Below are 16,296 nucleotides of genomic sequence, written 5' to 3'. Positions count from 1 at the left end.
AAAAATAAAGGCTACTGCCACTTAAAACAGTAGCCTTTTTTTGAAAAAGAGTTTACTTTAATTAACGGATTGCTCCGATTTTACGGTTTTGGTAAGGCGTTACAATAAAGTAATGTCTGTACGCTAAATCGTTAGTTTGGTTGGCTGGGTTGTTTTCCGCTTTTACGAAATACTGCTTGGTTAAACCAGTCTTTTTAGCAATACCATTAACACAGAATGCTATAGAAGCACTTGTATCTGTTGGGGCTGCAATTGTGCCAAATGGCTGCTTAACGCCAGCCGCCGTATATATTGGCGCCGTTGTGTATTTCTGTAATTCAAATCCGGCAATCATTGGCGCAGGCTTTCCAGCTGCGTAGTCCACTAATTGGTTTCCAAAGTTTTTACGGTCTAATAACAAATCGTTCCAGTGCTCGTTGCACAAAACAAGACGTCGGTCTTCTTCGGTAAATCCTGCAGTATCACATAACCCTTTAAAGGCTACTAAATCCTCATAAACTAAACGAAGTCTACCATCTGGATCTGCTAAAGCAGCTGTGCCACCAGTTGCGGCCATTACTGGCGTAGTTGCAGTATTTGTTTGCGGCGCAATAGAATGCAATGCTTTTTTAAATTTAGAAACTAAAATGCTTCTAATTAAGGACTTTGTAACCACGTCAATCTTATCATAAGATGCACCAATAATCTGGTCGTCCGATAAGGTTACCACTTTGGTTTGGTATTTATCCAACGTGATTTCAATCGTGCCATCTGCGTATGTTTGTACAGCAAGTGGGTAGGTTGTGTTGTTAATTAAAACATCAACTTCAAACTCTGTGCTTGGCACATAGATTTTGTTTTTTTCTGATAATTGTCCTTGGTTAATCTGAACAACATCGGCTGCGATTTCTGCAATACCGTTTAAAAACGGTGCAATATCACTTGTGTCTAGGTTTTGGATAATACGTCCTAACCATATTTCTGGGAAATTTGCTGGCATCTTTCTTTTAGTTTTTTGTGAATAATTTTTTATAGCTATCTGGCTGGTCGGCCTTAAATGCTAATTGTGCGTCGTGGCCTAACTTCATAAAATCCTCAACGGTTTTTACTTCGCCTGCTCCAGCTTCGCCTCCTATAACTTGAGCCGCTAAACTTTTTCTTACAGGAATAGCTGCCATAGTACTATCTAGCAATGCCTCGTTTGCAATGCCTAGATTTACAAAATCCTCTACCTTATCGGCTGGAATTTTACCAGCTTTATGTGCTAATTGCACTTTAGCTTTAATGGCTTCCAAAGCCTGTGCTTCGTTAGCTGTTTGTAATGCCGATAGTTTTAATTCGGCTGCTTGTTTTTCAGCCTGAAGTTTAACAACGGCTGCGTTTATGGCTTCCGCTTCGTGCTCCAATTGTGTGGCCGCAAAACCTAATGCTATAGCGGCAACTGATGTTAATGTAATTTTCATATCTGTATTTTCTGGGTTTGGTATTTCAGGGTTAACCACTTCTGGCTTAACCGGCAATGCACTTAAGCATAAATTTTGTATTTCGCTATCCTCTAAAGGCTCGGTACTATCATCTACATAAAGACGTATAGCATTGGCGTTACTTGGCACGGCTACTATAGAAACTTCATACAACTCGCATTTCTCCAAAACCAAGACATCGTTTACAAACTTCATATCATCTCTTTGGAACCTAACGCCCATAGAGCAACTTTTTATAAAGCCACGATCAACTTTACCGGCAATTAAAGCAGCCGTTTCATCTTCCGTATCAAAAACAGGTAAGCCAGACAGAATGCTCTTATCAGCCTTTGTGTCTTCCCACATTCCTATAACAGCTCTAGTGCTATTCATATGAGAGTCCAGCATGATCGGATTCTTCTTAAACCTTTTTAGGTCAATTCCTTTTGTTGGAATGATGAAGCCGTAACTATTCTTTTCGGTTTCGTCGTTAAACGTAAATCTTGGTTTTGGCATAAATGCTAATTAATTATGACTAATTCTGGTGACAAATATTGCTGTTTTCCTTTTCACTCACAAAAACCTGTAAACCGCATTAACAGGGTTGTTCGTAAGGGTTACAACTGTGTTAACAGGCTTTACAGGTTTTTTATAAGGCCAAGCAAAACCCACACTTTTGTAGTAAAGATTATAGTATGGGAATGAAAAAAACAGAAGCCAAGGAGTATGCTAAAATGCTATTTTTGGATACCACGCAGAAACTAACCAATAAGGAAATTGCAGATCGTGTTGGTGTGCGTGCTGGAACGGTTGGTAAATGGATTAAAGATGAAGAGTGGGAAAAGCTGCGTAAATCATTGCTGGTAACACGCCAGAAAATGATTGGCGACCTATACGATCAATTAGAATGGTTAAACGATCGCATTCGCGAGCGGGAGGTTAAAGTGGCAGACAGTAAAGAGTCCAACACCATAGCCGTAATTACCAGCGCCATAAAGAAACTAGAAACCGAAACATCCATTGCTGAAATATTTGAAGTTGGCACCGCGTTTCTGGACTTTTTAAAGCCCATTGATTTTGATATTTACAAAAAATTGATTCCTGTTTTTGATGCCTTCATTAATTCTAAACTGAAATAATGGGATTAGCTGAAGACAGAAAATACTTAAAACTCTGGCAGCAGTATCGCGAAAATACATCGCGTGCCACGCCTGTTGACTTACAGGAAACGCCTGCAGAAAAAAACAAACGTATTGCAACTTTAGAATCCAATGACGAGGCATGGTTTAAATACTACTTCCCTAACCATTACTTGTCTGAAGTTGCGCCATTTCATAAAGCGGCTACTAAACGCGTTATGAATAACCCTGAATGGTTCGAGGTTCGTTCTTGGTCGCGTGAATGCTCCAAGACCACTCGAACCAGAATGGAGGTTATTAAATTGGTTTTAATGGGCAAAAAAAGAAACGTCCTTTTAGTTTCTAATACCCTAGATAATGCCGAACGCTTACTATTGCCTTACAAAGTGCAATTTGAAAGCAACCACCGTATTATTAACGATTACGGTGAGCAACAAAGTCTAGGCAGCTGGGAAGCTGGCGAGTTTATAACCAAAAAAGGAGCGTCATTTAGAGCGCTTGGTGCTGGACAGTCGCCTCGTGGAACCAACAACGATGCCGTAAGACCAGACGTTATTTTAATTGATGATATTGATACCGACGAAGAGTGCCGAAACCCTGAACGAATAAAGGTTAAGGTTAAATGGCTTTTTGAGGCCTTATATGCAACGCGTTCTATTTCCAACCCATTACTATGGATAGCCAGCGGTAACATTATTGCCAAGTACTGCAGCATTACCGAAATGGCAAAGAAAGCCGATAAGCACGATATTATAAACATTCGGGATAAGGACGGAAAAAGCACATGGCCACAAAAAAACACCGAGGCATTCATAGATCGGGTTTTAATAAAGATGCCATGGAGTTCCCAACAAAAGGAATACTTTAATAATCCGGTGAGTGAAGGCGATGTTTTTAAAAATATTAAATACGATACATGCCCGCGATTATCCAGCTGCGACCAAATAATTGTTTATGCCGATCCATCGACCTCTAACAAAGACAAAGGCAAAAATAAACAGGCTTCGCACAAGTCCGTTGTTATTGTAGGCTCCAAAGGTCGTAGGCGCTATGTTTACAAAGCATTTGTAGAGCAAACGAGTAATAATAAGTTTGTGGACTGGCTTTATGAATCTTATTTATACCTGAAGGATCATAAGGTTGATACCGCACGAATTTACATTGAAAACAACTCGCTACAAGACCCACACTACCAACAGGTTTTATTGCCTTTAATTTATTTACGAGCCGATTATTATGGTTTCACCGTTCCAGTAACTGAAGACAAACGAAAAAAACCAGACAAGTTTTTCAGAATAGAAGGAACGCTAGAGCCACTTAACCGATTAGGGAATTTAATTTTCAATATAAAGGAAAAGGAAGACCCACACATGGTAAAAATGCACGACCAAATGATTGGCGTAAGTCCGCAGTCTTCTGTTATGGATGCACCCGATGCTTTGGAAGGTGCCTGTTGGTTAATTCAAAACAGACAAGCAAAAAAACTAACCTCCTACGCTTTCGGGCAACGGGAATCAAGACGCTATTAATATATGTTTTTAACGGAATCAGATTTAAAGAGTAGCATTTACGGCTACCAAGTAACACAAATAACCGAAGGCGACGACACTATTGTTAGCATTGCATTAGCCGCGGCTGAAGAGGAACTGCGCAGCTATTTATCGGGCAACAACAAACTTGAAAACTATGATGGTCGCCTTCGCTATGATGTGGATGCTATTTTAAGCGCTACCGGCGCAGACCGCAATGCGCTAATTGTAAAGCATGCGGTGGTAATTGCTAAATATTGGGTTATAGACTTATGTAATGCCGATATTATTTACGAGCAGGCCAAAGAACGTTACGACCGAACCATTGAGTGGCTAAAAGACCTACGCGATGGCGTGGTAAACTTAAGCACCTTACCAACTTTAAGCCCTGAAGCTATAGCAGCAGACGAACGCCAACCGTTTAGCATGGGTTCCCGTAAAAAATTTAATCACGAATAAGGATGACAAAACAACGAAATAAAATAGGTTTCCAAACCGAAAGCGTAAAACTAGCAAACGTTAAAACCAACGCTAAAAAACCAACGATTTCAACTACCATTGTACCAAAAGCGGTAGCGCGTATTCGTCAGGATATTAAAAGCTGGAATACAGCCTTGCAACTAACCAAGGTTGAGGACAACCCAAAGTGGTATTTATACCAGCAATTATTGGACGAAATTGGGCTAGACGCCTTATTAACGTCGCAGTACAAAAACCGCTTACTCAAAGCGCTAAAGGAAAGTATTATTTTAAAGAAGCCTAGCGGCGAAGTGGATCAGGAACAAACGGACTTTTTAAATAATTCTGTTTTTGTGAATGATATAAACACGCACATTTTAGACAGTATTTACCGCGCACATTCCCTTATTGAGTTGTCCTTGAATGAAAACAACGTGCTTCAGGTAGAACTTATTCCACGCGCCAATGTAGATCCTAAAAACGGTGCTGTTTATCCAGACTATACCGAGGACAAGAAAATAGAGTATCGCGATAGCTTGGAATACGGAACTACTTTGTTGGAGTTTGGCAAAAAGAAAGACTACGGCTTATTTAATGCCGCGGTTCCGCATATTTTATTCAAACGCTTTGCGCAAAGTTGCTGGTCCGAATTATGCGAGATTTACGGCATACCACCACGCTACATGAAAACCAACACGCAAGACCCCGCCATGGTAAAGCGTGCTGAAAACATGATGACAGACATGGGTGCTGCAGCGTGGTTTATTATTGACGAAAGCGAAAGCTTTGAGTTTGCAAAAGGTATTTCTACCTCTGGAGACGTGTACAAGAACTTGATAAACTTATGTAATAACGAAATCTCGTTATTAATGAGTGGTGCCGTAATTGGCCAAGACACACAAAACGGAAGTCGTAGTAAGGACGAAAGCGGCCAAGACATGCTACAAACTTTAATAGATGCCGACTTGCAGTTATTAGAGCAGTACTGGAACACCACCGTTATTCCTGCGCTTGTTAATTTAGGCGTTTTAAAAGGCGAACTTGTTTATGAGTATGAAAAGACCGAAGATTTAGAAACCCTTTGGAAAATGACCCACGAAGCATCTATCAATTACGACATGGATACCGAGTGGATGAATGAAAAGTTTGGTTTAAAAATAATTGGCAAAAAAGAGTTTACACCAGGAACAAACTTAAAACTGGATGGCGATTTTTTCGCTTAAGCCCTGACACATATTTCAGGGCGCTAAACTCTCGATTAAATTATTTATACGACACACAATGTAGCGACTGTAAGCACGAAAGCGAGCCGCTAAACTTGGCTATAAATCCACAATTTAAAAAGCTTTTAAAGAGTGCTGCAAACGCTTTTAAAAAGTTGCATAAAATGGGAGCTTACAACCCAAAGGATTTAGTAGAAGTTAAGGAATATGAAGAATTTATTTTTGAAACCAATCGTATTTTAAGCCGCTCATTTAAAGACAACGATTTATCTGAAGGGATGCTCGAGAGTTTGCAGAATGATGTTTTCTATTTTTCGCAATTAAAAACACATGCGCAACTATTTGAAGCTTCCAGACTATTGCAAAACGAAGACAAGACCATAAAGTCCTTCAGTAAATTTAGCAAAGATGTAGCGGCTATTAAAAGCACCTACAACGAAACGTATTTGGAAAGTGAATATGAGTTTGCCGTTGGATCGGTTCAAATGGCAGAACGTTACGAGCAGTTTAGCGAAAGCGATAGGTATTTATTACAATATAGAACCGCTGCCGACGATAAAGTTCGTGATAGCCATGCCGCCTTACACGACATTACGCTACCAAAAACCGATGCGTTTTGGGATAAGTATTTCCCGCCAAACGGTTGGCGCTGCAGGTGTACAACAGTCGAAGTTTTAGCCGCTACCAATGATGCTAGTAATAGCAAAGCCGCCAATAAACAAGGCGATGCTGCCACAACGCAAATAGGTAAAAACGGCAAGAACAAACTGGACATATTCCGCTTTAATGCCGGAAGGGAAAAAGTGGTGTTTCCGCCTGGGCATCCTTACCATAAAGTTGCTGGAGCTAAAGCCATTAAAAAGCCTAAAACTAAAAAGTAATATGTTTAAAGACTTTATAAAGAACCTAACCAACGACGTTAAGGTGCAATTATCCCAAGAGTTTGACCGCAACTTTGAGCGCAAAGCATTCTTTGATAAAAAGTGGCCAGAAACAAAACTTAAAAACAGTCGTGGTTCCATGATGGTGCGAACGGGAAAAGGCAGGCGAAGCATAAAAAGCAATAGTAAAAATGGCGAAATAAAGTGGAGTAGTAATTTACCGTACATGGGCATCCAGAATGAAGGTGGCGATATTGTGGTTACGCAGAAAATGAAAGGCTTTTTTTGGGCTATGTATTACAAGGCATCTGGGGGTGTTACAAAGGGCAAAACCCAACGCAATGAAAAGCTACAAGGCGAAGCCGCACAATGGAAAGCTTTAGCCCTGCAAAAAGTTGGTGCCGTTATGACTATTGAGCAACGCCAATTTATAGGCTGGCATCCGCAGGTAGATTTACACATACGTAAAGTAATTGGCATAAACCTCAAAGAATTAAATACAAACATTACCAAACGACTAAAACCATGATAGACCCAATTATTAAAAGCATACAGGATAGAATTGACACGCTACCGGGCGTTAAATATGTAGATGAAGATTGGGGTCAGTTGGACTATTACAGCCCTAACTTCCCAGTACAATGGCCGTGTGTGTTAATTGATATTAGCGGTGGGCAATTTGATAATATAGGAAGAGACAGAGCCGCCAACCCCGTAAATAGGCAAACGGCCGATGCTACGGTTAGCTTAACATTTGCAAACCTGAAGCTAACCAATTCTAGCGGGCGTGCGCCACAAGCACAAAAAGACCTAGCCTTTAGTATTTGGAAACTGCAGGAAGACGTACATGCTTTAGTGCATGGCTGGAAGCCAGCCGAAAACACAGGCGCACTTATTCGCCGTGGCTTTACACGCGTAAAGCGCGACGATGGCGTGCAGGAATATACGGTTAGGTATAATATGAGTATGGCTAATGTGTAATGTGTAATGTGAATCTACTATTTAAAGCTGAATCGATTATTTATAAATAATTTTGAAAACAATTAAAAATGAGTACTTTTATGGTAATGAAGAAAAAGAATCAATTACGATATAATGCTTGGAATGAGCATTTAAATAATACAAGGGAAAGAACAAATTATTCCATAAGAAGAATGGATTTGTTAATAATATCTATAAGCGGTGCAGGTATTTATATAATTTTTGAAACCTTAAGAGAGTTTAAAACTGGCCATATAAAAATAGAATATTCCAGCCTTTTGTTATTTAGTGGACTTTGCTTTTTAACGGCAATACTCGCTAACTTTATTTCTCAAAAAACGGGCTTTTATTCCAATGATAATGAAGAAAAGTATATACGTTTAGAACTAGATAAAATTACTGGAAAAGAGATAAACGGCGGTAAGCAGAAAAAATATGATGAAAACGTAAAAACATTCAATAAGTCAACAGACTATCTAAATGCAGCATCAATATTTTTAATGTTAATAGGGCTTGTGCTATTAGCCCTGTTTAATTTTAATCTTTTTTAGTTCCGCCTGGTCTATTTCCAGAGCCTGATCCTTTAGTACTTTCGGCACCTGATCTATTTATCCTAGAATCAAGACCAGTCCTTACTGACTTTGAATTGTTTTCGCTTTTGTTATTTGAATTTTCGCTATTAGAATTATTTTTCTTTGCCATTTTTTTTATTTTTTATAAAAATAGAAAATAAAGCTGAATAATTATTTTTTTAGGTTAAAAGTCATTAACAATTAGTTAACAATAAAATATTAATGCGAAATTCCCTAAAACATTGAAAGCTGACTTTCCTCAAAGGCTTTAATTTCTTTCAGCTCTTTAACTACTGGCGTGCCTAGTATTTTGTAGAAAGTAGTACGCGATATAAAAAACCGAGGATATATGTATTTAGAATGCAGCACCGTTAACGGAATATCAGGGTTAAAGATTTCATGGTAGTAATCTAAAACACTTTGATACCGTAGTAGTTTATTTTTTTTGGTGCCGAGCTGTTGGGACTGACGCTTTGTCATATGTACAAACATAACTATTTTATTAAAAGCGTGCAATAAAAAAACCCAACTGATTTAGTTGGGTTTTTTCTATTTAGTAAAATTAAATTGACCAGTTATATATTTGCCATACACTGCCTTCATCTGATAGCCGAACATCTACACCGGTGCTTCTGTTTTTTACTTCGCGATACTTAAAGCTTTCATTTATTAAGTCTGCAGTGGCAGTTGGTAAAAATTCATTTTGCCATGCTCGCAGTAAATCATTTAGCGATCCGGTTATGCTTAGAAATACATAACGCGTGTCATATACCATAAAATTTACAGTCATACACTTACTGCAGCCCAATTCTTTCTGCTCTTGAACTTCGCCTTCAGATAGTCCAGACTCAATATAGTAATAGGTTGCCGTCTCCTTACGTTTCTTAACGCTTAAAAACTCATACTGTGTTTCCGTGGTCCTAATTATACTATTAGCAAATTGCCGCGCTGTAAGACTGTCTAATTGCGTAACCTTTGTAAATATGGCTTTATAACTGCTATATGGCAAGTTGTAGCCGTCTTGGGCCATAAGATAGAGGCAACTTAAAAGTGCGAGAGTAGTGAGTAGTTTTTTCAAGGTTTAAATATTAAGCAGCATTCTAATTTCATATTCTAAATCGGTCGAGAAGCCATAAATCATTATAACGCCATTTGAAAAGGCCTGAATTTCGCCTTTCGGCTCACTCTCAATTCGTTCCTTGATATACACTAATTTTTTCTTAATGTCAGACATAAACTCTATTTCGTCCTCATCTGTTAAATCATTGAAATTAATATTTTCAAAAACAAGCGCATTGTTGAGGTTTGAATTATTTTTCATTTTATCTTTTAATTATGCTAAAGTAATTATATTATTTTAAGAATTAATTAAAAAACAAACGCTATTAGTTGGATTACTAATACAATAATAAGGGATGCAATAATAATCTTACCAAATAGCGTTGGTTTTTCAGAGTATTTCATATGCCTAATTTAAGGAAGATTTTCGATTATGCCATCATTCAATGTTTTAATCCACAATTGGAGCAGTATAAGTTTTCTTTGTCTTCGTTTACTGGCGTATCTATTTCGCAATGGAAGCAATGTATATAAAATAATTTGCCGTCTGGATAGTGCGCAAAGCTTAAGCGCTTAACGCCTGTTGTTTTCTTATTAAAAAACCTACGTATAGCATAACCACGCAAAATACTGATTATGGTAAAGTATATTACAATTATAAGGTTGGTTCCAGCATTGGTAGCAATGCCAAGCAACGGGAATATTAAAAAAGTACTAGCATAACTAACGCCAAAACCAACGGCGGTGTTAGATAAAGACTCTGTTAAAGATTGTTTTTTTGTTTGCATTATTAAATCGGGTTTAAATGGTTTTTAATAATCAGGGTTATTACTATTATCTATTTCACTACATTCTTGACACAGTTGGTATCTACCATCTTTTGATGGTTTTCCATCGTTTAAGTCAAACCAACCTCTGCATTCTTTACAAAGTGTTGGCATTTCCATTTCTGAACACATAATTTTATTTTAAAATTGATACAAATGATTTTACTAAACATCTTTTTTTGTTAGATGGTGCGTTAATGTCTTTAATTAACAAGTACCAATCGCCTCTGTCTACTACTTGAAAGGTGCGCCCAATCATGTCAAAACACCAAGTTCCTGGCGGCGGGTTTTTGGTTAATAAAACTGTAAAAGTTTGTTCGTGTGTCATAATTAAATTGGGTTTAAAGGGTTTTTAAATAGTCGCGGTTTACGTGATAAATATGGAAGTTGCTAAAATATACACCGGACAATTGCCAGTCTTTTTTATCGTGGCTAAACCAAGAGGCGGCTATAGGTTTACAAAGTGGATGCTCATTATTAAGCCATACTATGTGCGCAATTATATCGCGCTTTAATAAGCTTAAAACTTCGTTGTCTGGTATAAGCACACGGTCTATTCCTTTAAGGAAATCTTGAACCGCTTCCTGCAGTTTGTTTTTTGTGGCGTTTTGATGGCCGTTGTATGTTAGGTGTTCATGAGGCTCTTATTTTTTGAGTAGCTCTATTTTTATGAGCTTTTCTTCTTTTTTTGTTAATTCTCGGCTGACCGTTATTTTTTTAGAGTTGACGTCTACTAAAAATTCCAATCCTTCAGTTATATTAATTATTAGGCCATGCAGAGCATAAATTGGTAAAACGATAATTCCATAAATCAATATTGTTACAGGCCTTCCCCCAAGCTATATTTGTTACCTTCTTTTTTTAGTTTCCAAAATAAGCCGCGAAAGGCTATTGTGATTTTTTTCATGTTTTTTCTTTATTTGAGTTTAAAGACAATTTATAAGAGTCGATATAAGCCATAAAAAACGGCTCATATCTTGGTATTATAAATCATTCAATATCCTTTTGTACCAGCTCAATGGATTTAAGTTCGTGGATTGAGTAGATTATTTTGTACTTATATTCTATCTCGGCAAAATTTTTCCCTAAATATAATTTTGTTTTACCGCTGGTATTCGTTGTTCTATATATATTCATAATTTATAAATCAAGGCTTATAAAACTTTCTAGTTTCCGTTCGTGTTCTAACAATAGCCTTGTTTTGGTTATCCAAGTGGCGCGCGCTTTGCCTAATTCGTTTATCATAATCATTATCAAAGTTTCCGTTTTTGTTGGTTTCGCTGGCGTTTATGCTTTGGTCTATTACGGCACGTTCCCTGCGTTGGAAATAGTCTTTGATGTGTTTTAGAATTCGTGCTGGTGTCAGGTTAATAATATCTGCTTCTTTAATTTCGTAGCAAATGGCCAGCACGTCTTCAAGCTTTAATTGGCGGTAGTTGTAGTTTGCCAATAATTCTTCAGCTACTACATTGGCTTGCCTATCTGGAAGCACTTTAGCAAAGTACATACTGGTACCAATAAGCATATTGGTTACGCATTTTTTAACCAGTTCCTCACCGCCTTCAGCTTTAGTAAGTAAAGCCATGGATTTAGCACTGGAGTTTATGGCTAGGCGTAAATTCATGCCAGCGTAATGTTTTACTACGGCCGTGTTGCTATAGTTCGACACTGCCGTTAGTTCCTTGAGTGAAGGTGTTACCTTGTTGCTTAATTTCATGGAGAATGATGTTTAATTTTGAATTGATATATTTTAAATCGGTGTTTTGCTGGTGAAACTCTTTAACGGTATGCCATTTACTTAAAATGATTTTCCAGAGGGCTAGCGCTTCGGTTTCGCTGCCTGCCGATAGCTTGGTTAGATATGTAATTATACTTTTAAGGCTATTACCATCGGCTCCTGTAAACTTGGGCGGTAATCCGCTAAACTGCTCAAAGAACGCAGTCCACTCGTCCAGAAATTGGGTGTAGAGGCTTTTTTTTGTTTCAATTTTAGTGTAAGATACTTTGGATTGATAGTGATTTATATAGGATTGCATGCTGGATTCTGATCGGGGAATAATGCGGCCTAATTGTTTTAGCATGGCATCGTCCAGCTTACCGCGCAAGTGCTCGAGCTTCCTAAACTTATCATCGCGATAGGTAACCTTTAGGTGTGTTTGCGTTTCGAGAACTTCAATATTGTAATGGTTAGTCATTCTTGTTTTTATTAGGATTTTGTTGGGCATCGTACCAAAACATATCGGCATCGGTATCGTTAAAAATCATAGCAGATAAGCCGGCAATGAGTAGCAAAAAAATCACCACAATAGCAATTAATAAGTACATAGTGGCTTCCATTAGGCTTCGTGTTTTTTAGCCACCATATTTTCCAACGCTACAATTATGCGGCTGGTTTCGGTTGGTGTCATTTCCATTAATGGCTTTAACACGGGCGATTGCCCTATTTTGCTTTTACCTTTTAGCCACTTATCTAGCGCGCCAAGATCGGCCACTTGCTTTCCAGTAATAGGGTGTATTTTGCTCCAACCAAATTGCATGGCCAAGCTTAATACATAGCGGTGCTGTGGGTTGGTAAAGTCGAAATGCGACCAGAGGAATGATTTTTTTATTTGTGGATGTATCATGATGCTGTTTAAATTTAAAATAACGCTACGTGCTAATTGGTAGTTGGGGCGCATGCTATTAATCAGGCACGCAGCGCTGTTATGTTTATTGACCTTGAATGTGGCTGTTAAATGCCTTGTGCTCTGAATTCGTTAGCTTTACATTGCTAATCCAGTTTCCCTCCTGGTCTTGAATTATTAATTTTTTGTTTACCAGAATTTCGTTGTCTTTATATTGCTCTACTACTATTGCAATGTTTTCTTCTTTTTTTAAACTGTATGTTTTGTTATCTGTTTTTTGATATTTTGCGCCTGCCTTCATTTTATCTGCTTCAATTTTTTTGGCAATTTCCAACGCTTTTAAAGCTTTTTGGCGGCGGTGGCTCTTGCTGCTTTCTTCGGAGAATGTTTTGTTGTTAGATTCCATATTTACAAGCTTGAAAAGTTAAGTGAAATGTCCTGCCATTTGTTTTTTTCGTCGCGGGCATAAATGCGACAGTATAGACTGCTACCTATTACGGTTTGACATTCGTCCAGCTTATCAAAACGGTTAATAAGCTCATCGTCTCCCAGCTCTCTTACTTCGGTTCTGGCCTTGGCTAAAAGCTTCGGGTCAAACTCACCTTTTCCGTTACGCATCATTGTTTTTTCCCAAACGCGGTAAAAACCTTTGTTTCTGTCCTGAAACTTGTTTTTAAAAATATCCTGAATGGCATCAATATGTACTTCAGCTTCATCTGTAAATGCGAAACGTTCTTGCATATCCACTGTTACCTTCATATTGCCTTCTTTATTAATACGGCTAAAGGTTTTAACTTCTTTTGGCTCTTTGCCTTCTATATGATACATGCGTATGTATAACTCGTTGGCTTGCTTGATAGTTATCTTTTTAAATTCGTCCAGATCGCTGCGTAATTGCTTGGCCTTGGATACGGCGTTCATAATGAAGTCCTCATTATCGGATTCATACACCTTTTTTTCTTTTAGTGCCTTTTGATTTTCGGATAATTGGCGGCGCTTTAATTCTGACTGCAGTTGGTCTGCAGTTAATGTTGATAGGTCAACGGTTTGGTTTTGTGTGTTCATTTTAATTATTGTTTTCTTCGTTTAATTCTTTATTATGTTCTTCGGATACTTCTATAGCTGCCTTCATAAACCTTAACATTTCAGGACTACCTATAAGCATTGTTGCCAGCCCTTCGACTATATCAAATGCAGTTCCCTTTACTGTAGCATCGCATTCTCCATTTTTTATTTTAATTTTAATTGTTGCCATTTTTTATAATTATATTATTGGGTTAATTGTTCTACTAATTCATTTCGCTCGTTATACTTGGTTGAGTAGTGTTCGTGGCTTTGGTTATTGTCCAACCAAAAGTTGAGCTCGTCTAGTTTGTTTTCTAATTGTTTAGGCGTCATGTGCTTTTTTTATTAAAGGTTTAGAGAATAGGTTGTGTATAGGGCTAATGGTTTCCTTATAGAAGTCCACGGCCAGCTCTGGAGACAGCTTCCCGATGTACGCTTTGCCTTGGTAGACAAATGTGCGCTCCTGAAACTCCAAGCATTTGTACCACCAGTTGAATAGTGATTTAGAGATTAAAAGCTTTTGGAGTGATGTTTGGTTCTTGCTTTTAGAAGCGCACCATTGTGTATAGATGTCCATAACTAGCATTTGGTAAGCGTCGGCATCCATTTGTAAAATTTGTAGTACTTGATTTTTCATTGTTTCGGTTTGTTAATTATTGATATTATGATTCGCCACGAAGCATATCGTAGCCCTTTTGGTAAACGATGAATCGGCCGCCGTTTTCGCCTATGGTTCTGCCTTGGCATTGTGCCAGGTACCCTTCAATGAAAACTTTCATTTTGGCGTCGTAACGAATAGACTTTTCAAATTCGCTTCGCGGGTTTTTGCCTTCCGCATGCCCAACAATTATGAGCATGATGTTTTTTCTATTACATAGCGCTTTAAGTGCCATGTACTGATCCCAGTCTTTTGTTAAGTACGTTATAGAGTCCACCACGACAACCTTTGGCGGATTGCGCATGTTTAAGTATGCGATTAGCTCATTATAGTTGTAGCTTTGGGTGTGAAAGTTTTTCTCTACTTCGTTCATTTGTAACAATTCAGTTCTATCTATATAATCCGTGTCGTCGGTTTCCTCTTCCAGTAAGTTGTAAAACACTTTAAAGTTTAATAGCGCCAAGGCTTTTGCTAACATCATTATAAATGTACTTTTACCACTTCCGGAGCCGCCCCATACAAACCAAACTCCTCTGTCTTGAGGTTTACCAAAAGCGTCTAGCCATTTGCCGAGCCACTGTAATTTGGTAACTGTTTGGTTTTGAATATTTGCTACCGTTAAAACCTTTTTTAGTTTAGCAGGTCTTTTGGTTTTGGGTTTTGTTAGCAATTAGTAGGCTTTAAAAATTTCGACTTCATTTACATTTAATATCTTTTTTACTAGCGCTAAAGACAGCGGAATATCCAGTCTGTCAGCTTCGCGCATACATGGAACCAGGACATCGTGCAGCTCGCCGTAATTATCGCATTGGGCGCGTAGGAATCGTTTTAGTTCCTTGTCTTCAATTTCATTTAAAAAGAGTTTAAATGTTTTATCAATACTTGGTAAATGGCGTATTCCGAATTTAATACGGCGATATAATTGCGGAATACCTTTAGCATCCTTTTTGCGCAGCTTGTCTATTTGGCCGGTTAACTGATCGGTACCAATTAGCACGATGCTGCAGTACTTATCCAGATAATCGTAAAACTCCTTTATAGAGCATAAGGCAGACACCTTTAGATACTCGCTTTCATCAAAAATTAACTGGGGTTTTTTACCGTAGTTATAAAGCATTTTTAAAGCCATGGATATGTCGCGAATTTTGGCGGACTTGTGTTTACTTGGTGGTACTTTTAAAGCGGCACATACTTTTTCCAACAGGCCGTTAAGTGTATCCTCACTTCCAACTTTAACATGAAACACATCGGCAGGGTGCTTTTTGGCATACAACGTAATGGCGTGAGACTTACCAGAACCAGTTGAACCAACTACTAAACGTGTGTAAGCATGCTCGCGGGCTTCCTCTAAAATGGCAATCATTTGTGTAAGTTGTGGCGTGGCGCGGTTTAACCAGTAGCGTTTTTCGGTAGTATAATCTACAAGTTCGGCAAGCTTCATGAAGTGCTTGTCTGGAATGTTACCGGTGTTACCTTTTCCAGCGTCGTAGGTAAAGACGCCTTTTAAAATAGCGGTAATATATTCCTGTCTAACACCTGCGCGGTGAGATACTATGGATTGACTAATAGCATGAACATTTATATATTCCTGCAGCTTATGGGCAATGTTATTTTTATGGGTATCGGTCATTATGCTATATTTTCTAATTCTTTAATTGCTTCTTTAATACTTTCAGTGGCATCGGCTAACTTACCGGTAACGGCTTCGTGTTGTTTTCCTTTTGAGCTTTGATACCAGTCGTCCGATCTTATTAAGGCTACCTTATCTCGTTTTTCGACTTTCTGAATAATTTTGTCACGTACTTTAATGAGTTTGTTAATTTCTGATTTCATAAAA

General features: G+C 38.2%; 28 protein-coding genes. 8 read left to right on the top strand and 20 right to left on the bottom strand.

Annotated elements, in window-relative coordinates; genetic code table 11:
- Positions 1-61: 61 nt before the first annotated feature.
- Both BZARG_RS03945 and BZARG_RS03940 read right to left on the bottom strand, forming a co-directional pair.
- Positions 62-979: a phage major capsid protein gene (locus BZARG_RS03945; protein WP_008635541.1), complete on the bottom strand. Its 918-nt coding sequence runs from the start codon at positions 977-979 to the stop codon at positions 62-64.
- 7 nt (positions 980-986) lie between these two features.
- Positions 987-1,958: an HK97 family phage prohead protease gene (locus BZARG_RS03940; protein WP_008635488.1), complete on the bottom strand. Its 972-nt coding sequence runs from the start codon at positions 1,956-1,958 to the stop codon at positions 987-989.
- A 185-nt stretch (positions 1,959-2,143) separates the two neighbouring features.
- Here BZARG_RS03940 and BZARG_RS03935 point away from each other — a divergent pair, with 185 nt between their 5' ends.
- The 8 genes from BZARG_RS03935 to BZARG_RS03900 all read left to right on the top strand — a co-directional run bounded on the left by BZARG_RS03935 (position 2,144) and on the right by BZARG_RS03900 (position 8,205).
- Positions 2,144-2,581, top strand: coding sequence for a DDE transposase family protein (locus BZARG_RS03935; RefSeq protein ID WP_157998024.1), 438 nt, complete (start codon positions 2,144-2,146; stop codon positions 2,579-2,581).
- A complete protein-coding gene (locus BZARG_RS03930) occupies positions 2,581-4,110 on the top strand; it encodes a hypothetical protein (RefSeq protein WP_008635632.1) in 1,530 nt (509 codons plus the stop codon). The genes BZARG_RS03935 and BZARG_RS03930 overlap by 1 nt, the downstream gene beginning before the upstream one ends.
- A gap of 3 nt (positions 4,111-4,113) precedes the next feature.
- Entirely contained in the window at positions 4,114-4,569 is a 456-nt protein-coding gene (locus BZARG_RS03925; protein WP_008635510.1) for a phage protein Gp36 family protein, read from the top strand.
- A 2-nt stretch (positions 4,570-4,571) separates the two neighbouring features.
- A complete protein-coding gene (locus BZARG_RS03920) occupies positions 4,572-5,792 on the top strand; it encodes a phage portal protein family protein (RefSeq protein WP_008635568.1) in 1,221 nt (406 codons plus the stop codon).
- Positions 5,793-5,887: 95 nt separating this feature from the next.
- The gene (locus BZARG_RS03915) at positions 5,888-6,673 is read left to right on the top strand and encodes a phage head morphogenesis protein (protein ID WP_008635563.1); all 786 of its coding nucleotides are present in this window, start codon (positions 5,888-5,890) and stop codon (positions 6,671-6,673) included.
- Between the two features lies 1 nt (position 6,674).
- Positions 6,675-7,202: a hypothetical protein gene (locus BZARG_RS03910; protein ID WP_008635435.1), complete on the top strand. Its 528-nt coding sequence runs from the start codon at positions 6,675-6,677 to the stop codon at positions 7,200-7,202.
- Positions 7,199-7,654: a hypothetical protein gene (locus tag BZARG_RS03905; RefSeq protein ID WP_008635469.1), complete on the top strand. Its 456-nt coding sequence runs from the start codon at positions 7,199-7,201 to the stop codon at positions 7,652-7,654. Before BZARG_RS03910 ends, BZARG_RS03905 begins: the two co-directional genes overlap by 4 nt.
- Before the next feature lie 68 nt (positions 7,655-7,722).
- Positions 7,723-8,205, top strand: a complete 483-nt coding sequence (locus BZARG_RS03900; protein ID WP_008635543.1) for a hypothetical protein — start codon at positions 7,723-7,725, stop codon at positions 8,203-8,205.
- On the opposite strand, the gene BZARG_RS15750 is transcribed toward BZARG_RS03900, so the two are convergent.
- The 18 genes from BZARG_RS15750 to BZARG_RS03825 form a co-directional block, all read right to left on the bottom strand.
- Entirely contained in the window at positions 8,192-8,356 is a 165-nt protein-coding gene (locus BZARG_RS15750; RefSeq protein WP_008635526.1) for a hypothetical protein, read from the bottom strand. The genes BZARG_RS03900 and BZARG_RS15750 overlap by 14 nt on opposite strands.
- Before the next feature lie 432 nt (positions 8,357-8,788).
- Positions 8,789-9,304, bottom strand: coding sequence for a hypothetical protein (locus BZARG_RS03890; RefSeq protein ID WP_123766866.1), 516 nt, complete (start codon positions 9,302-9,304; stop codon positions 8,789-8,791).
- Positions 9,305-9,307: 3 nt separating this feature from the next.
- Complete coding sequence (locus tag BZARG_RS03885; RefSeq protein WP_008635576.1) at positions 9,308-9,547, bottom strand: hypothetical protein; 240 nt, start codon at positions 9,545-9,547, stop codon at positions 9,308-9,310.
- 181 nt (positions 9,548-9,728) lie between these two features.
- The gene (locus BZARG_RS15175) at positions 9,729-10,073 is read right to left on the bottom strand and encodes a DUF7220 family protein (protein WP_008635611.1); all 345 of its coding nucleotides are present in this window, start codon (positions 10,071-10,073) and stop codon (positions 9,729-9,731) included.
- Between the two features lie 24 nt (positions 10,074-10,097).
- On the bottom strand, positions 10,098-10,244 hold the full coding sequence (locus tag BZARG_RS15850) for a hypothetical protein (RefSeq protein WP_008635476.1): 147 nt from the start codon (positions 10,242-10,244) through the stop codon (positions 10,098-10,100).
- Between the two features lie 4 nt (positions 10,245-10,248).
- The gene (locus tag BZARG_RS03875; protein ID WP_008635727.1) at positions 10,249-10,440 is read right to left on the bottom strand and encodes a hypothetical protein; all 192 of its coding nucleotides are present in this window, start codon (positions 10,438-10,440) and stop codon (positions 10,249-10,251) included.
- Positions 10,441-11,259: 819 nt separating this feature from the next.
- On the bottom strand, positions 11,260-11,829 hold the full coding sequence (locus BZARG_RS03870; protein WP_123766865.1) for a hypothetical protein: 570 nt from the start codon (positions 11,827-11,829) through the stop codon (positions 11,260-11,262).
- A complete protein-coding gene (locus BZARG_RS03865; RefSeq protein ID WP_008635410.1) occupies positions 11,768-12,307 on the bottom strand; it encodes a hypothetical protein in 540 nt (179 codons plus the stop codon). Before BZARG_RS03865 ends, BZARG_RS03870 begins: the two co-directional genes overlap by 62 nt.
- Positions 12,300-12,449 carry a hypothetical protein gene (locus BZARG_RS15745; RefSeq protein ID WP_008635645.1) on the bottom strand — a complete coding sequence of 50 codons (150 nt, stop codon included), beginning with the start codon at positions 12,447-12,449 and terminating at the stop codon, positions 12,300-12,302. The genes BZARG_RS03865 and BZARG_RS15745 overlap by 8 nt, the downstream gene beginning before the upstream one ends.
- Positions 12,449-12,736, bottom strand: a complete 288-nt coding sequence (locus tag BZARG_RS03860; protein ID WP_040287980.1) for a hypothetical protein — start codon at positions 12,734-12,736, stop codon at positions 12,449-12,451. Before BZARG_RS03860 ends, BZARG_RS15745 begins: the two co-directional genes overlap by 1 nt.
- 85 nt (positions 12,737-12,821) lie before the next feature.
- Positions 12,822-13,142, bottom strand: a complete 321-nt coding sequence (locus BZARG_RS03855) for a hypothetical protein (protein ID WP_008635583.1) — start codon at positions 13,140-13,142, stop codon at positions 12,822-12,824.
- Between the two features lie 2 nt (positions 13,143-13,144).
- The gene (locus tag BZARG_RS03850) at positions 13,145-13,801 is read right to left on the bottom strand and encodes a DUF3164 family protein (RefSeq protein ID WP_008635470.1); all 657 of its coding nucleotides are present in this window, start codon (positions 13,799-13,801) and stop codon (positions 13,145-13,147) included.
- A gap of 1 nt (position 13,802) precedes the next feature.
- A complete protein-coding gene (locus BZARG_RS03845) occupies positions 13,803-13,991 on the bottom strand; it encodes a hypothetical protein (protein WP_008635636.1) in 189 nt (62 codons plus the stop codon).
- 14 nt (positions 13,992-14,005) lie between these two features.
- Positions 14,006-14,134 carry a hypothetical protein gene (locus BZARG_RS16120; RefSeq protein WP_008635564.1) on the bottom strand — a complete coding sequence of 43 codons (129 nt, stop codon included), beginning with the start codon at positions 14,132-14,134 and terminating at the stop codon, positions 14,006-14,008.
- Complete coding sequence (locus tag BZARG_RS03840) at positions 14,124-14,438, bottom strand: hypothetical protein (protein ID WP_008635719.1); 315 nt, start codon at positions 14,436-14,438, stop codon at positions 14,124-14,126. The genes BZARG_RS16120 and BZARG_RS03840 overlap by 11 nt, the downstream gene beginning before the upstream one ends.
- A gap of 25 nt (positions 14,439-14,463) precedes the next feature.
- Positions 14,464-15,129: an ATP-binding protein gene (locus BZARG_RS03835; RefSeq protein ID WP_008635647.1), complete on the bottom strand. Its 666-nt coding sequence runs from the start codon at positions 15,127-15,129 to the stop codon at positions 14,464-14,466.
- Complete coding sequence (locus tag BZARG_RS03830) at positions 15,130-16,089, bottom strand: AAA family ATPase (protein ID WP_008635332.1); 960 nt, start codon at positions 16,087-16,089, stop codon at positions 15,130-15,132.
- Complete coding sequence (locus BZARG_RS03825; RefSeq protein WP_008635596.1) at positions 16,089-16,292, bottom strand: hypothetical protein; 204 nt, start codon at positions 16,290-16,292, stop codon at positions 16,089-16,091. The genes BZARG_RS03830 and BZARG_RS03825 overlap by 1 nt, the downstream gene beginning before the upstream one ends.
- Between the last annotated feature and the right edge of the window lie 4 nt (positions 16,293-16,296).

The organism is Bizionia argentinensis JUB59, from assembly GCF_000224335.1.
Classification (GTDB): Bacteria; Bacteroidota; Bacteroidia; order Flavobacteriales; family Flavobacteriaceae; genus Algorimicrobium; species Algorimicrobium argentinense.
Note: the sequence above shows the minus strand (reverse complement) of the source record. Positions and strands in the feature narration are given on the sequence as shown.

What these genes read in the sequence shown, in the direction of transcription:
- BZARG_RS03945 (WP_008635541.1), bottom strand. Translation starts at nt 979, where the DNA reads ATGCCAGCAAATTTCCCAGAAATATGGTTAGGACGTATTATCCAAAAC.
- BZARG_RS03940 (WP_008635488.1), bottom strand. Translation starts at nt 1,958, where the DNA reads ATGCCAAAACCAAGATTTACGTTTAACGACGAAACCGAAAAGAATAGT.
- BZARG_RS03935 (WP_157998024.1), top strand. Translation starts at nt 2,144, where the DNA reads ATGAAAAAAACAGAAGCCAAGGAGTATGCTAAAATGCTATTTTTGGAT.
- BZARG_RS03930 (WP_008635632.1), top strand. Translation starts at nt 2,581, where the DNA reads ATGGGATTAGCTGAAGACAGAAAATACTTAAAACTCTGGCAGCAGTAT.
- BZARG_RS03925 (WP_008635510.1), top strand. Translation starts at nt 4,114, where the DNA reads ATGTTTTTAACGGAATCAGATTTAAAGAGTAGCATTTACGGCTACCAA.
- BZARG_RS03920 (WP_008635568.1), top strand. Translation starts at nt 4,572, where the DNA reads ATGACAAAACAACGAAATAAAATAGGTTTCCAAACCGAAAGCGTAAAA.
- BZARG_RS03910 (WP_008635435.1), top strand. Translation starts at nt 6,675, where the DNA reads ATGTTTAAAGACTTTATAAAGAACCTAACCAACGACGTTAAGGTGCAA.
- BZARG_RS03905 (WP_008635469.1), top strand. Translation starts at nt 7,199, where the DNA reads ATGATAGACCCAATTATTAAAAGCATACAGGATAGAATTGACACGCTA.
- BZARG_RS03900 (WP_008635543.1), top strand. Translation starts at nt 7,723, where the DNA reads ATGAGTACTTTTATGGTAATGAAGAAAAAGAATCAATTACGATATAAT.
- BZARG_RS15750 (WP_008635526.1), bottom strand. Translation starts at nt 8,356, where the DNA reads ATGGCAAAGAAAAATAATTCTAATAGCGAAAATTCAAATAACAAAAGC.
- BZARG_RS03885 (WP_008635576.1), bottom strand. Translation starts at nt 9,547, where the DNA reads ATGAAAAATAATTCAAACCTCAACAATGCGCTTGTTTTTGAAAATATT.
- BZARG_RS15175 (WP_008635611.1), bottom strand. Translation starts at nt 10,073, where the DNA reads ATGCAAACAAAAAAACAATCTTTAACAGAGTCTTTATCTAACACCGCC.
- BZARG_RS15850 (WP_008635476.1), bottom strand. Translation starts at nt 10,244, where the DNA reads ATGTGTTCAGAAATGGAAATGCCAACACTTTGTAAAGAATGCAGAGGT.
- BZARG_RS03875 (WP_008635727.1), bottom strand. Translation starts at nt 10,440, where the DNA reads ATGACACACGAACAAACTTTTACAGTTTTATTAACCAAAAACCCGCCG.
- BZARG_RS03870 (WP_123766865.1), bottom strand. Translation starts at nt 11,829, where the DNA reads ATGAAATTAAGCAACAAGGTAACACCTTCACTCAAGGAACTAACGGCA.
- BZARG_RS03865 (WP_008635410.1), bottom strand. Translation starts at nt 12,307, where the DNA reads ATGACTAACCATTACAATATTGAAGTTCTCGAAACGCAAACACACCTA.
- BZARG_RS15745 (WP_008635645.1), bottom strand. Translation starts at nt 12,449, where the DNA reads ATGGAAGCCACTATGTACTTATTAATTGCTATTGTGGTGATTTTTTTG.
- BZARG_RS03860 (WP_040287980.1), bottom strand. Translation starts at nt 12,736, where the DNA reads ATGATACATCCACAAATAAAAAAATCATTCCTCTGGTCGCATTTCGAC.
- BZARG_RS03855 (WP_008635583.1), bottom strand. Translation starts at nt 13,142, where the DNA reads ATGGAATCTAACAACAAAACATTCTCCGAAGAAAGCAGCAAGAGCCAC.
- BZARG_RS03850 (WP_008635470.1), bottom strand. Translation starts at nt 13,801, where the DNA reads ATGAACACACAAAACCAAACCGTTGACCTATCAACATTAACTGCAGAC.
- BZARG_RS03845 (WP_008635636.1), bottom strand. Translation starts at nt 13,991, where the DNA reads ATGGCAACAATTAAAATTAAAATAAAAAATGGAGAATGCGATGCTACA.
- BZARG_RS16120 (WP_008635564.1), bottom strand. Translation starts at nt 14,134, where the DNA reads ATGACGCCTAAACAATTAGAAAACAAACTAGACGAGCTCAACTTTTGG.
- BZARG_RS03840 (WP_008635719.1), bottom strand. Translation starts at nt 14,438, where the DNA reads ATGAAAAATCAAGTACTACAAATTTTACAAATGGATGCCGACGCTTAC.
- BZARG_RS03830 (WP_008635332.1), bottom strand. Translation starts at nt 16,089, where the DNA reads ATGACCGATACCCATAAAAATAACATTGCCCATAAGCTGCAGGAATAT.
- BZARG_RS03825 (WP_008635596.1), bottom strand. Translation starts at nt 16,292, where the DNA reads ATGAAATCAGAAATTAACAAACTCATTAAAGTACGTGACAAAATTATT.